Origin of the sequence: Streptomyces sp. NPDC020299, assembly GCF_044387825.1 — a bacterium.
In the GTDB taxonomy this organism is placed as follows: Bacteria; Actinomycetota; Actinomycetes; order Streptomycetales; family Streptomycetaceae; genus Streptomyces.
The window spans coordinates 377,584-390,727 of the sequence record NZ_JBIRWL010000003.1; the positions used below are offsets into that span (position 1 = coordinate 377,584).

The 13,144-nt window shown below is 71.6% G+C and carries 13 protein-coding genes and 1 riboswitch; of the genes, 8 read left to right on the forward strand and 5 right to left on the reverse strand.

The window, feature by feature from the left end:
* Positions 1 to 774: a hypothetical protein gene (locus tag ACH45E_RS09615; protein ID WP_361442382.1), complete on the reverse strand. Its 774-nt coding sequence runs from the start codon at positions 772 to 774 to the stop codon at positions 1 to 3.
* Positions 775 to 1,168: 394 nt separating this feature from the next.
* Between ACH45E_RS09615 and thrS the strand changes: the two genes are divergently transcribed.
* Together thrS and ACH45E_RS09625 are read left to right on the forward strand one after the other, a co-directional pair.
* Positions 1,169 to 2,437 (forward strand): threonine--tRNA ligase, encoded by a 1,269-nt coding sequence (gene thrS, locus ACH45E_RS09620; protein WP_399040339.1) that lies wholly within the window; start codon positions 1,169 to 1,171, stop codon positions 2,435 to 2,437.
* 65 nt (positions 2,438 to 2,502) lie between these two features.
* A complete protein-coding gene (locus ACH45E_RS09625; RefSeq protein ID WP_361442388.1) occupies positions 2,503 to 3,471 on the forward strand; it encodes a nucleoside hydrolase in 969 nt (322 codons plus the stop codon).
* A 14-nt stretch (positions 3,472 to 3,485) separates the two neighbouring features.
* Here ACH45E_RS09625 and ACH45E_RS09630 read toward each other — a convergent pair whose 3' ends face one another.
* Positions 3,486 to 4,562 carry a HoxN/HupN/NixA family nickel/cobalt transporter gene (locus tag ACH45E_RS09630; protein ID WP_361442647.1) on the reverse strand — a complete coding sequence of 359 codons (1,077 nt, stop codon included), beginning with the start codon at positions 4,560 to 4,562 and terminating at the stop codon, positions 3,486 to 3,488.
* A 28-nt stretch (positions 4,563 to 4,590) separates the two neighbouring features.
* Positions 4,591 to 4,775, reverse strand: a riboswitch (cobalamin riboswitch).
* A gap of 80 nt (positions 4,776 to 4,855) precedes the next feature.
* On the opposite strand from ACH45E_RS09630, the gene ACH45E_RS09635 reads away from it, so the two are divergent.
* Complete coding sequence (locus tag ACH45E_RS09635; RefSeq protein ID WP_361442391.1) at positions 4,856 to 5,215, forward strand: metalloregulator ArsR/SmtB family transcription factor; 360 nt, start codon at positions 4,856 to 4,858, stop codon at positions 5,213 to 5,215.
* Between the two features lie 323 nt (positions 5,216 to 5,538).
* Positions 5,539 to 7,185, forward strand: a complete 1,647-nt coding sequence (locus ACH45E_RS09640; RefSeq protein WP_361442394.1) for a glycoside hydrolase family 13 protein — start codon at positions 5,539 to 5,541, stop codon at positions 7,183 to 7,185.
* On the opposite strand, the gene ACH45E_RS09645 is transcribed toward ACH45E_RS09640, so the two are convergent.
* A complete protein-coding gene (locus tag ACH45E_RS09645; protein ID WP_399040342.1) occupies positions 7,182 to 7,970 on the reverse strand; it encodes a DUF4142 domain-containing protein in 789 nt (262 codons plus the stop codon). The genes ACH45E_RS09640 and ACH45E_RS09645 overlap by 4 nt on opposite strands.
* Positions 7,971 to 8,195: 225 nt before the next feature.
* On the opposite strand from ACH45E_RS09645, the gene ACH45E_RS09650 reads away from it, so the two are divergent.
* The gene (locus ACH45E_RS09650) at positions 8,196 to 8,888 is read left to right on the forward strand and encodes a DUF6445 family protein (protein ID WP_361442653.1); all 693 of its coding nucleotides are present in this window, start codon (positions 8,196 to 8,198) and stop codon (positions 8,886 to 8,888) included.
* A 53-nt stretch (positions 8,889 to 8,941) separates the two neighbouring features.
* Here ACH45E_RS09650 and ACH45E_RS09655 read toward each other — a convergent pair whose 3' ends face one another.
* The gene (locus ACH45E_RS09655; RefSeq protein WP_361442397.1) at positions 8,942 to 9,424 is read right to left on the reverse strand and encodes an FxLYD domain-containing protein; all 483 of its coding nucleotides are present in this window, start codon (positions 9,422 to 9,424) and stop codon (positions 8,942 to 8,944) included.
* Between the two features lie 186 nt (positions 9,425 to 9,610).
* On the opposite strand from ACH45E_RS09655, the gene ACH45E_RS09660 reads away from it, so the two are divergent.
* Both ACH45E_RS09660 and ACH45E_RS09665 read left to right on the forward strand, forming a co-directional pair.
* The gene (locus ACH45E_RS09660) at positions 9,611 to 10,291 is read left to right on the forward strand and encodes a DUF4328 domain-containing protein (RefSeq protein WP_361442656.1); all 681 of its coding nucleotides are present in this window, start codon (positions 9,611 to 9,613) and stop codon (positions 10,289 to 10,291) included.
* Between the two features lie 436 nt (positions 10,292 to 10,727).
* Positions 10,728 to 11,672: an MIP/aquaporin family protein gene (locus tag ACH45E_RS09665; protein ID WP_361442400.1), complete on the forward strand. Its 945-nt coding sequence runs from the start codon at positions 10,728 to 10,730 to the stop codon at positions 11,670 to 11,672.
* A gap of 250 nt (positions 11,673 to 11,922) precedes the next feature.
* On the opposite strand, the gene ACH45E_RS09670 is transcribed toward ACH45E_RS09665, so the two are convergent.
* Positions 11,923 to 12,489: a hypothetical protein gene (locus tag ACH45E_RS09670; protein ID WP_361442403.1), complete on the reverse strand. Its 567-nt coding sequence runs from the start codon at positions 12,487 to 12,489 to the stop codon at positions 11,923 to 11,925.
* Positions 12,490 to 12,614: 125 nt separating this feature from the next.
* Here ACH45E_RS09670 and ACH45E_RS09675 point away from each other — a divergent pair, with 125 nt between their 5' ends.
* Entirely contained in the window at positions 12,615 to 13,127 is a 513-nt protein-coding gene (locus ACH45E_RS09675) for a PadR family transcriptional regulator (protein WP_361442406.1), read from the forward strand.
* Positions 13,128 to 13,144: the final 17 nt, after the last annotated feature.

Consider the following 13,144-nt stretch of genomic DNA (forward strand, 5'->3'; position numbering starts at 1 on the left):
CTAGACCTGGGTACGGGCCCGGTCGCGGATCTGGGTCAGGCGTTGCGCGCCGAGTTCCAGGGCCCGGCGGGTGCTGTCGTCCGGGGGTACGGTGCCGAGCGCGCCGTCGGTGAGCACGATCGCCTCGTCCGCGACCCGTACCGCGGCGACCTCCAGGGTGAGCACGGGTGCCTGCCCGTTCATGTCGCTCTCGCCGGTCAGCGTCACCCGCAGGCCCTGACGGGCGTCCCCGACGGCCGGCAGCGGCAACTCCTCCACCTGGACGGCCTCGACACCCGAGCTCGTGGTCGTCGCCAGGAACTGTCCGCAGGTGCCCGGCAGCGTCCGCAGCCAGGCCAGCGCGCGGTCCACGTCCGCCGGGCGGTGGGCGGCGACCTGGTACCGCAGCTGGGCCTGGTCGGCGCCGTCGTCGAGTGCCGCCACGGCTCGGCTGCCCGACGGCCGGCCGAGCGGTTCCTCGGTGTACAGCGCCTCCAGCAGCCGCTGACAGTCGGGCGCGGCGGTCGTCGTCGCCTTCAGCAGTCCGTCCCGCCAGGTCGCCGCCCCTTCCGACGGCACCCAGGGCGCGCCGAGATCGGCCTCGCCGATCAGTGCGGCCCGGGTCTGCGCGGCGGTGAGGCCGGCCTCGGTACGCGGCTCGGTCGAGACGGGCGCGGCAAGCGGATCCCGGGCCTGCCCCGGCGTGCTCGCCAGGCAGGCGGAGGCGGTGAGCAGGGTGGCCGCGGTGACGGCGACGGCGGCGGCGGGGCGGCGGGCGACCGGGGGGTGGGGCATGTACCCACGCCACCATTGCCTCCGGCGGGTCACCAGTCTGTCGGGGCCGTCCGGGTGAGGGGGCGCGGGGGTGCTGTCCCGTCGCTGGGGGCTGCCGCCCCCAGACCCCCGCTTCGGCCCTGAAGGGGCCTCGTCCTCAAACGCCGGACGGGCTGAATAATGGCGGCCGGCGTCGAAATGGCCGCCCTGGTCTGAGTAATGCCGGCCGGCGTCGAAATGCGTCGCCCCGCCCGCGAAAGAAATGCGTCGCCCCCGCCGCGCACCCTTGTTACCGTCCCCCCATGAAGCGCGCCCCGTCCTCCCCCTTCCGTACGACGACGCCGGAGTACGTCCCGGTGCGCTGACAGGTGACCTCAAGTCCGAAGCCCCGGGGCGAGTGCCCCGGGGCTTCGGCGTGTGCGCTCCCGGTTCTCGTCCCGGCCACCACACCACCCGCGAGGAGACCGCGATGCACGATCACCGCCGGCTCGGCCGTGAACTGGGCCTGTTCGACACCGATCCGCTGATGGGCGCGGGGCTGCCGTACTGGCTCCCGGACGGGGCCGTCGTACGGCACACCCTGGAGGAGTACGTCCGGGAGGCGGAGCGCGCGGCCGGGTACCGGCATGTGTACTCGCCCGTCCTCGGCAAACGGGAGCTGTACGAGCTGTCCGGCCACTGGGACCACTACAGCGACGACATGTTCCCGCCCATGCGACTCGGGGCTGAAGAGGTCGTGCTGCGGCCCAGCCTCTGCCCCCACCATGCACTGATCTACCGCTCCCGCTCCCACAGTTACCGCGAACTGCCCCTGCGGATCGCAGAGTTGGGTGCCATGTACCGGTCCGAGCCGTCCGGGGTGCTGGGCGGGCTGACCCGGGTGCGGTCCATCCAGCTCAACGACGCCCATATCTTCTGCACCCTGGACCAGGCGGTCGAGGAGGCCCGGGCGGCCCTCGGCCTGATCGCCCGCGCTTATGCCGACCTAGGCATCCGGGCCTCCCGGTACCGTCTCTCGCTCCCCGGGGAGGGCGGCAAGTACGTCGCCGACCCGGCCCTGTGGCAGCGGGCGACCGCGATGCTGCGCGAGGTGCTGGCGGAGTCCGGGCAGGAGTACGAGGAGGCGGCGGGCGAGGCCGCCTTCTACGGCCCCAAGATCGACGTGCAGGTCACCGACCCCGCCGGCCGTGAGGCCACCCTCTCCACCGTCCAGATCGACTTCCACCAGCCCGAACGCTTCGACCTGCACTACATCGGCGCCGACGGGGCCAAGCACCGCCCGGTCATGGTGCACCGCAGCGTCATCGGCAGCATGGAGCGCGCGGTCGCGCATCTCGTCGAGGAGCACGGCGGCGCGTTCCCGGCCTGGCTGGCACCGGTGCAGCTGGTCGTGCTGCCGGTCGCCGAGGCCCAGGCGGAGCAGGCGGAGGCGGTGGTGCGGGAGGCCGCCGCGCGGGGCCTGCGGGCCGAACTCTCCGGTCCCGGGCAGGGCACCCTGGGCGCCCGGATCCGCGCGGGGCGCCTGGTGCCGTACCAGGTGGTGATCGGCGACCGGGAGGCCGGCGCGGGCCTGGCCGCCGTACGGCTGCGGGACGGCCGGCGGCCCGGGGCTCTACCGGTCGAGGACCTGCTGCGGCGGATCGGCGACCGGGTGGCGGCGCGCGGTACCGGACTGTGGGAGTGACCTGGTGACATAGGGGGCCGTCCCAGACCTGTCCTAGGGTCGGGTACGAACGGAAGGAGTCCGCCGTGACCGGTCAGCCCATTCCCGTGATCATCGACTGCGACACCGGTGTCGACGACGCCCTCGCCCTGCTGTTCGCCGTCCGCCACCCGGACCTGGAGCTGCGCGCGGTGACGTGCGTGGCCGGGAACACGGACGTCGACGGGGTGGTCCGCAACACGCTGACCGTGCTGGAGCAGGCGGGCGCGCCGGACGTTCCGGTGGCCCGGGGTGCCGAGCGGCCGCTGATCGAGCCGTCCCGCTCGGCCCGGCACGTGCACGGGCACGACGGTATGGGCGACCTGGGGCTGCCCGCGCCCACCCGGGCCCCGGCCGCCGTGGACGCGGTGACGCTGCTGCGCCGCGAGATCCTCGCCTCGCCCCGTCCGGTCACCCTGATCCCGACGGCCCCGCTCACGAACATCGCGCTGCTGCTGCGCACCCATCCGGAGGTGACCGGCAACATCGAGCGGATCGTGTTCATGGGCGGCGCGGTGGCCACCGGGAACGCCACGCCCGTCGCCGAGTTCAACGTCTGGCACGATCCGGAGGCGGCGGCGGTCCTGCTCACCGCGGGTGTGCCGATCACCATGTACGGGCTGGACGTCTTCCAGCGGGTCGTCGTCCCCGGCGTCCACGTACGACGGCTGCGGGCGAGTGCCGAGCCCGGCACCCGGCTGGCCGGCGAGCTGCTCGCGCACCGGCCGGCCACACAGGGCGGCTCCCCCGAGGCCGAGGCGGCGGGCGGCCTGGGTGACGCGGGCGCGGTCTGCGCGGTCGCCGACCCGGAGGGCATCACCACCCGGCTGCTGCCCGTCGAGGTCTGTCTCGCGCCCGGTCCGGGCCGGGGGCAGACGATCGTCGACCGCCGGCCCCGGCCTGGCGAGTCCGAGATCCACGAGGGCGTCCGTGAACAGGCCCTGGTGGACGTGGCGTTGGACGTGGACGTCGACCGGTTCGTGAAGCTGTACCTGGAGACGGTCGAGCGGCCGTAGGCGGAGCGGCGGGCTTACTGGTCGGTCGTGGCGGGGGCCGGGGTCTCGGTCTGGGGCTGAGGCGTCCAGCGTTCCTCGACCCTCGCCACCTTCCAGTACGCCACCGCCGCCGCCCACACCACCACGAACAGGCCGACGATGAGATAGCCGACGTTGCCGAGTTCGAGGCCGAGGAGTTCCATCGTGGCGATGACGAAGGCGACGGCGATGGACAGGCCGGTGATGGTGAGGTTGTAGAACACCTTGCGCACCGGGTTCGAGAACGCCCACTGGTAGGCGAAGTTCATGAACGTGCCGTCGAGGGTGTCGAACAGGCTCATCCCGGCGGCGAAGAGGAGGGGGAGGCAGAGGATCGCGTACCAGGGCAGGCCCGCCGCCGCGCCCGAGCCGGCCATCACCATCAGCGTGACCTCGGTCGCCGTGTCGAAGCCGAGGCCGAAGAGGAAGCCCAGCGGGAACATCTGGCCCGGGCGGGTGATGGACCTGGTGAGGCGGCCGAGGACGCGGTTCATGAAGCCCCGGGAGTCGAGGTGCTGTTCGAGCTCCTGCTCGTCGTACGAACCCGCCCGCATCGCCCGGAAGACGCGCAGGATGCCGAAGAGGGCGACCAGGTTGAGCGCGGCCACGAGATAGAGGAACGTGGCCGAGACCGTCGTACCCATGACGCCCAGCACCTGGTGGGTACGGGAGTTCTCGTTCATCACCCGGCCCGCCAGCTGTGTGCCGCCGGCGATCATCGCGGCAAGCAGGACCACGACGCTGGAGTGCCCGAGCGCGAACCAGAAGCCCACCGACACCGGCCGCTTGCCGTCCGCCATCAGTTTGCGGGTGGTGTTGTCGATCGCGGCGATGTGGTCGGCGTCGAAGGCGTGCCGCATGCCGAGGGTGTAGGCGGTGACGCCGAGCCCGATGCCGAAGGCATTGGAGCCGACCTCGTAGTGACCGGGGGCGACGAGGAGGAACAGGATGCCGAAGGCGACGACGTGGAGGGCGGCGATCACACCCATCAGCCCGGCGGTCTTGACGGTGTCCTCGCGCCGCCAGCGGAAGGAGGCGGCCTTGGTCTCGGGCCGGGTCTCGGGCAGGGTCATCCGGTTCACGCTCCAGCACCTCGTGGATCACTTCGTGAGCTGCCGTGGCCGGTCTCCTGGCTTACGGGTATGACGTCCTCCGTCCCTGCCTTCCCGGTCGTACGACCAGTGGCCCGGCGGGTGCCGGACGGGACGGGAACTCCCCGATCACAGTGGCGAGGGCCGCGTCGACATCGCATCGACTTCCCGAACACCACGGCCCGCCCACCGTAGGGGGGTGGGCAGTTGTCTGCAAAGCTGCGTACCTGCGCAGGTATTGAAGATCACAGAACCGCGCCTGCGAATATGACGGTATGCATCTCGTGCCTGCCGACCGCGCGGACCGTCGCACCATCGACGGTCACCGGGTGTGCGACGCCATCGCCGCGATCGGCGAACCCGGCCATGTGCGCGCCTGGGCCGACCGCTTCTCGCTGCTCGCCGACGCCAAGCGGCTCGCTCTGCTGCTCGCCCTGCACCGCACCGGCCCGCTCGCCGTGTCCGATCTGGCGATCGCGACGGGAATGAACGACCCCGCGGTGTCGCAGGCGCTCAGGCTGCTGCGGGCCGCGGGGGTCGTGGCGGGGGAGAAGGAAGGGCGGGTGGTCAGGTACCGGGTGGTGGACGCGGAGGTTCAGAGCCTGCTCAGCCACTGCGCGGCCGACGGAGGCTGACCGGCGAGTCGCGACGACGATGGCCGCGTCTCGCCTCCGGCGAGGCTGCCGGAGGCGCTGCCGCGAGCGTCGGGCGTCGGGGGTGGGGTCGACTCGGAGGCGGATGGGATCGGCGTGCCGGTGGATGTCACTTGCTCGGGCACTGCGCGGTCGACGGAGGCTGACCGGTGCGTCGCGAGGACGATGGCCGTGCCACCCGCGAGGAGCACCGCAGCGCCCCCGGCGGGCATGTGCCCGGAATGATCTACTCCGTGGAGTGTGAGGGTTCGCTTTCCCGGCAATGTGGACAGGCTCTCCCCGTCGTCCTTTCCGAGGGAGCCGCCGTGACCGACCTTTCGTCCAGGAATCCCGACTGGTGGCGCCAGGCCGTCATCTACCAGGTCTATCCCCGCAGCTTCGCCGACGCCGACGGCGACGGGCTCGGTGACATCCGGGGCATCGCCGAGCGCCTGCACCATGTGGCCGCGCTGGGCGTCGACGCCCTGTGGCTGAGCCCCTTCTATCCTTCCGAACTCGCCGACGGCGGCTACGACATCGCCGACCACCGGGACGTCGACCCCCGTCTCGGCACGCTGGACGACTTCGACGCCATGGTCGCCGAGGCCCACCGGCTGGGGCTGAAGGTCGTCGTCGACATCGTCCCCAACCACACCTCGCACCGGCACCCGTGGTTCCAGGAGGCGCTGCGCGCCGGGCCCGGTTCCGCCGCCCGCGACCGCTACGTCTTCCGCGCCGGGCGCGGCGAGCGCGGCGAACTCCCGCCCACCGACTGGCAGTCGGTGTTCGGCGGCAGCGCCTGGCAGCGGGTTCCCGACGGACAGTGGTACCTCCATCTGTTCGCCGCCGAGCAGCCCGACCTCAACTGGGACAACGAGGAGGTGCGCGCCGACTTCCGCACCACCCTGCGCTTCTGGTCCGACCGGAGTGTCGACGGATTCCGTGTCGACGTCGCCCACGGCCTGGCCAAGGACCTCACCGAGCCGCTGCGCGACGTCGGCGACCTCGACCCGACCGGGGAGGAGGCCCTGGAACACGTACCGCCGGGAAGCCACCCGTACTGGGACCGCGACGAGGTCCACGAGATCTACCGCGACTGGCGCAAGATCTTCGACGCCTACTCCCCGCCCCGCACGGCGGTCGCCGAGGCCTGGGTCCCGGATGCCCGACGCGCCCTGTACGCCCGCCCGGACGAACTGGGTCAGGCGTTCAACTTCGAGTATCTACAGGCGGGTTGGGAAGCGGACGAGCTGCGCCGCGTCATCACCGGCTCACTGGACACGGCCCGCACGGCAGGGGCCTCGGCCACCTGGGTCCTGTCCAACCACGACGTCGTACGCCACACCTCCCGCCTGATGCTCCCGCCAGGCACGGACGCCGACGCCTGGCTGCTCTCCGGCGGCCGGGCACCCGGCATCGACGAGGCGGCGGGGCTGCGCCGGGCCCGGGCGGCGACCCTGCTGATGCTGGCGCTGCCCGGATCCGCGTACGTCTACCAGGGCGAGGAACTCGGCCTGCCCGAGGTGGCCGGTCTGCCCACCGAGGTCCTCCAGGACCCGATCTGGGAACAGAGCGGTCATGTCCGCAAGGGCCGCGACGGCTGCCGGGTGCCGCTGCCGTGGACGGCCGGCGGCCCGTCGTACGGCTTCGGCGCGGCCGGCGCCTGGCTGCCCCAGCCGCCGGTCTTCGCCGCGTACGCGGTCCAGGCGCAGGACGGTGTCGAGGGCTCCACCCTGGAGTTCTACCGCAGGGCACTGCGCCTGCGCCGCAAGCTCCTCGAGGGCGAGTCGCTGACCTGGGCGCCGGACGCACCCGCCGGTGTCCTCCAGTTCGCCCGTTCGGACGGCTGGCGGTGCGTCACCAACCTCGGCGCCGAGCCGGTACCGCTGCCGCCCGGGGAGGTCCTGCTGAGCAGCACGCCGGTGCCGGACGGAGGCAACCTGCCGCCCGACACCACCGTGTGGCTCGCTTAGCCGCCCGACGCGCTGGGGGAGGGGGCGGCGGCGGGTGCCGAGGGGGCCGAGCCGACGCCCAGGCCGCTGAGGTCCAGCGCGGTCGACGTCTCGGTCGGCGGCGCGGTGAGCACCACCTGCGGCTGCCCGGCGGGCGGAGCGGGCGGGGTCAGCATGGTGGCCGGCATCTTCGGCGGGTTGGTCTGGGTGTTGAGGGTCGTGTCGAAGTCGACGTCGCCCGTCTTCTCCATGACCGTCATGTGGTCCAGAACCGTGTCGTTGGCCTGGTCGGCGAGGGCACGCACCAGCGAGTTCTTGGTGGTGGAGCGGATCTTCGCGATGGTGTTGAAGATCGAGCCGTGCGTCATCCGCAGAATGTTGGCGAAGTCGATGTCGAACTGCTTGCCGCTGTCACTCTTCAGCTGGGTGACGAAGCCCTCCTGCTGGGGGCTCGCGATGTTGGGCAGGGTGATGTTCAGCAGGGGCGCGATCTTGCGGCAGGAGACGTCCAGCGCGGCGTGGCCGTCGATCAGGTGGTTGCTGGCCGTCTTGACCGCCGGCGACTGGCCCTTCTGCAGCCCGATCTGACCGACCGGGTACTCCCAGAGTCCCGCCGCCCGCACCTTCACCACGAAGTCCCGGTCGCCCTCCGTCAGCGGGCCCCACTGGGTGTTGGCGATGATCCGGGACTGGTCGCTGGAAACGGTGGACACCCCGAGCATGCTCGGGTAGGCCATCGCTACCAGCGTCACCGCCATGGCCCCGCCCACGAAGAGAGTTCCCGTCGCGTTCCGCGAAAAGCGCACCGTGCCTCCTGCCCGGTAGTGGATCCCGCCCGCCGAAGCGAGAGGTTCGGACGCACTGGAGTACGGATGGGGAAGCCGGACGACTCTATGGTTTGGGCAAAAATTTTGGGGAGTCGCGGTGGCGGCCCGGGTTTCCGCTGGTCGCGCCCCCTTTCCGTTGACCGAACATTGACCAGTCACGGGGAGAGTCCAGACGGGCCCCGGTTATACGTTCGCCGCATGTCCATGTCACCACGGCCCGGGCGGCCCGCGCGGGCCGCCGCCCCCCTCCCCGTGCTTCCCTACCGCAAGCCCACCAAGGGCCGCGACTACTGGGTCCTGGACGACGTCCTGCCGGACGTGGACGCCGTACGGCAGCGGTGTCTCGCCAAGGACGACTGGGTCGAGGGGTATCCGTACACACAGGAGACCTGGCCGGGGCTGCGGGCCATGCCGGGGCTGGAGCCGGGCGAACTGGCGCGGATCGAGCGGCTGGTGAAGAAGGCCACGGGCGCCGGGGAGCTGTGGGTGCAGCGGGCGCCCGGCGGCGGCACGCTCAACCACAACTGCGTACAGGTGGTGGGCGAGGGGGAGAGCGAGCCCCGGCCGCACACCGACTCGCGCGCCCTGTGCCGCTACGCGGCCGTGCTCTACCTCAACCCGGGCGTGCCCAAGGACTGCGGCACCGCCTTCTACCGGCAGTCCCTGCCCGGCGGACGCCTCGGCGGCAACGTCGTCCAGGCCCCGCACAACAACCTCGTCGAGGCCCTCGGCACCCGGTTCGTCGCGCCGGACGCCTTCGAGGAGGACGTGCGCGTCCCCCACAAGTACAACCGTCTGCTCCTCTACAACGCCAACCTCGTGCACAGCGCGACCGGTTACTTCGGCAGGACGCTGGAGGAGAAGCGGATGACGGCGGTCTTCTTCTGGATGGCCTGAGTCTTCTGGATGGCCCGAGCCCCGCTCCCTGGCCGGCCGTCGGCGCGGGCGCTTCAGTACCGCAGCGCCCGCGCCACCACCGTCTTCACCTGTCCCGTCAGCTTGCGGTGACTCTGGGCCGTCGCCTTGCCCGACTTTCCGGCAGCCACGTTGGAGACCGTCGCGACGGTCGTGTCCAGGAGGTTCCCGCTGCTGTCCGTGAAGTTGACCTGGACGGCGAAGGACTTGGTGGAGCTCGCCTTGTTGACGGCCGTGAGGTCGACCGACATATGGCCGTCGGATGTCGAGGCCGGGGTGCCCAGGGTCACCGCGTCCTTGGCGTTGACGCCGTTCTTGACCTCGTTCAGCTTGTTCCCCGCCTCGGCGGTCGCCGAGGCCAGCGCCGACGCGCCCTGCGAGGCGAAGGACGCCGCCTTGCTGACCGCGGACGTGGGGCTGCTGGAGCCGTTGCCGTTCGAGCAGCCGCTCAGTCCCGCGCCCAGGCATGTGACGAGCGTCAGCACCGCGCCTGTCCGTGTAGCCGTCAGACCCGTCATCGCGCACTCCGTCCGTGTCCTGCCCCCGCCGTTCCTCGTCCAGTCAAGAACCGCGACCGGGGACGCGCATGCCGGGTCATCCGCACGGAGTACCGGCGCGCCTCGTGACCATGGAGCGCCTTTCGTCGTCTGACATGGCGTAAACAAAAGGTCGTAGGACAGGATGCCCAGGTGAACGACGAGTACATGGAGCAGTCCGCCGGTCAGCGGTCGGACCGGGTGGCGCAGTGGTGCGCCGTGGGCGGGCTGCTGCTCGCGGGGGCCGCCTGGGCCGCGCGGGCGGTGTGGCAGGTGCGGCTCTCCCTGGCCGGGGAGCCGGCGTCGGGGCCGCCGGACCAGGGGGACGGCGTGCACCGGAAGCTGACCGCGCTCGAGGACTCGTACCACCTGGTCAGTGCGGTGGGGGACGGTGCCGCGCTGATCTGCGCGCTGGCGTTCGTGTCCTGGATGTGGCGCGTCCGGGACAACGCGCGCGCCCTCTCGCCCGAGCCGCCGCGCTATTCCGGGTTCTGGGTCTACCTGGGGTGGATCGTGCCCATCGCGAACCTCTGGGTGCCGCGCGGGATCATCGCCGACGCCTACGAGAAGAGCGTCCCCGGACGGCCCCTGCCGCGCTCGCTGAACGTGTGGTGGGGGCTCTGGCTGGTCGGCATGCTCAGCGGCGTCGGCCTGATGTACACGGACTCCACGGACAAGGTCATCGAGCGCGCCTACACCGAGGTCTGGCCCCTCCTGGTCTCCGAGGCGGCCGTCATCGCCGCCGCCATCGCCGGCGCCTGCGCCGTCCGCGCCATCACCGCGGACCAGCACAACCGCCTGGCCGGCCCCGCGACCTCGCACGCCGACCCGCCCGGCACACAGCCCTGACCTGAGGGCCGGGCCCCGCGCGGGGCGACGGGGCCGGTCATGAGGCGCCGGTCGGTCGGCTCGGGGCGTATGCGGTCCTGGTCCGGCGGGGTGAACCCGCCAGACCGAGCCGACGGGCGCTGGGAGCCGGTCGGGCCTGCGGCCTGCCCGACGGCCCCCGCCGAGGGCCACAGCGGACCCGGCGTTGAGGTTGGTGGCCGGGTCGGGTCGGGCGCGCGGGGTTGGGCCCAAGGGGTGGTGGGTCCGGTCGGAAGCGTCGAGGTGCCGGGGTGGCCCCGGCAGGGTCGCCCTGTCGGGGCGGTCGCTCTCGCCGGGGCCCGGTGGAACGGCCCTCGGACCCCCTCCGGTGTCCGTTGTCCCGTCCATGCGTAACGATGGGGTATGACCGGTTTCGTGATCGGTCGGATGGCCGGATGCTCTCACTGAGGGGGCCGATATGGCTGTGGAGATACCTCCCCTGATCAGACCCTCCACGCTCAGGCGTCGCGGGGGCCTGCTGGGCGAATGCATGGCGGAGTTCCTGGGGACGTTCGTCCTGATCGCGTTCGGAGCCGGTTCCGTGGCCGTGGCCGTGGCCGGACTGCCCGGCTCGGGCCGCACGGAGTCGCCCACCACGATCTTCCTCGCCGCCGGCGACTGGCTGCTGATCACCTGGGGCTGGGCCTTCGCCGTGGTATTCGGCATCTACGTGGCCGGCGGGGTCAGCGGCGCGCACCTCAACCCGGCCGTGACGCTGGCGTTCGCGGTGCGCCGCAAGTTCGCCTGGATCAAGGTCCTCCCGTACTGGATGTCCCAGCTGGTCGGCGCCTTCACCGGGGCGGCCCTGGTCTTCGCCGTCTACCACGACGCGATCAACGCCTTCGACGCCGCCTCGAAACCGCCGAAGACGAACGGGCACACGCTCGCCACGTTCTCGATCTTCGCCACCTTCCCGGCGCCCTACTTCCACGGCGGCGTCTGGGGACCGCTGATCGACCAGATCGTCGGTACCGCCTTCCTCGTGATGCTGGTCGTGGCCGTCATCGACCTGCGCAACACGGCGGTACAGGCGAACCTCGGCCCCCTGATCATCGGCTTCGCGGTGGCCGCCATCGGCATGTCCTTCGGGACGAACGCCGGCTACGCCATCAACCCGGCCCGTGACTTCGGCCCGCGCCTGCTGACCTGGCTGGCCGGCTGGCAGAGTCTGGCCTTGCCGGGGGACGGTCCATGGTTCAGTAATTACTTCTGGATCCCGATCGTCGGACCGCTCGTCGGCGGGGTCATCGGGGTGCTGGTGTACGACCTGTTCATCGGCGACGTACTCCACATCCGTGCCCAGGAGGGCGAGCTGCCGGAGGTCGGCCGCACCCGGCCCACCGAGGGCACGGACGAGAAGTAGCCGCCCGGGCGCTGCTCCGCGCGGCCGCCGAACGCCGCCGCGTCCTCCCGCCCCTTGGCCTGGTTCTCCGCGACGTACGGCCGCAGTTCGGCCTCGTACCCGGTCAACGCGGCCACGTGGTCACCGTCGGCTCCGGCCAGGTGCCGGGCCAGTGCCCGTGCGCCGATCAGCGCCTGGGACGTGCCCACACCGCTGGTGGGCGCGGCGCAGTAGCCCGGCGCAGTGACGGGGCGTGCTCGGGGTCGTGCCGTCAGCCGGCGAGCTGCTGGGCCTTGGCCTTGGCCTGGACGTGGGCGACGTAGCGGACGGTGAAGACCATCGGGACCGCGAAGCCGGCGATCTGGACGAGGGTGGCCGGGGTCGAGTGGGCGTTCCCGGCGTGGTCCACGTAGGCGAGGACGGCGGCGGTCACGGCGAAGGCGGCGGCCCACACGGCGGTGATGACGACGTTGGTCCGGATGAACGGCTTCAGCCCCCACACCTCGCGCGGGGTGGTGCGCTTGGCGATGCCCAGCGTGAACGGCTTGCCGATGGCGAGGGAGACCCCGGCGATGACCGCGAGGGTGCCGGAGGAGAGGGCCGCGGAGTAGTCGTGCACGCCCGAGTGCGGGTCGGCGAAGGCTATGACGGCCAGTACGGCGAAGAAGGCCGCCGAGCCCAGCTCGATGATCAGCGCGTCGAACCCGGTCCCGGCCCGCACCTGCTGGCCGATCAGCACGGCCGCGACCACCAGGGCGGCGAGCGCGCCCCACTGCCAGCTGCCGGAGGGCAGTACCGCGAAGACGATCCACGGGAGGAAGGTGCGCAGGTAGGACATGAGGTGTCTCTCCGTTTCGGCGTTTCTTGCCGGGCTTGCGTACTCCCGCTGGGTTTCTCTCCTGACATGTCAAAAGTAGAAGGTCCAGGAGTGACATGTCAAGATTGGAAGGTAAGGTGGGCGGCATGAGCCTTCGACACGCGCTGCTCGGCCTTCTCTCGGAGCGCCCCGCGAGCGGCTACGACCTGCTGAAACTGTTCGAGACATCGCTGGCCAACGTCTGGCCGGCCACCCAGAGCCAGATCTACACGGAGCTCACCAAGCTCGCGGACGCCGGCCTGATCACGGTGACGGCCGAAGGCCCGCGCGGCCGCAAGGAGTACGCCCTCACCGGCGACGGCATGACCGAGCTGCGGCACTGGCTGACCGAGACCCGCCCGCAGCGCACCGTCCGCAGCGACGTCCTGCTCCGGGTCTTCTTCCTCGGCGTCCTGCCCCCCGAGCAGGCCCGGGCCTATCTGACCGAGCTGGTCGAGCTCTCCGACCAGGTCCACGACGACCTGCGCCACCTGGTGGACTCCATCGACTGGGACGAGGACGACCTCTCGGTCTACGGCCGCATTGTCCTGGAGTACGGCCTGCGGTTCAACGCCATGCGGCGGGAATGGGCGCAGTGGGCGGCGGGGCTGATCAAGTAGGGGCCCCTGTGCCCCCT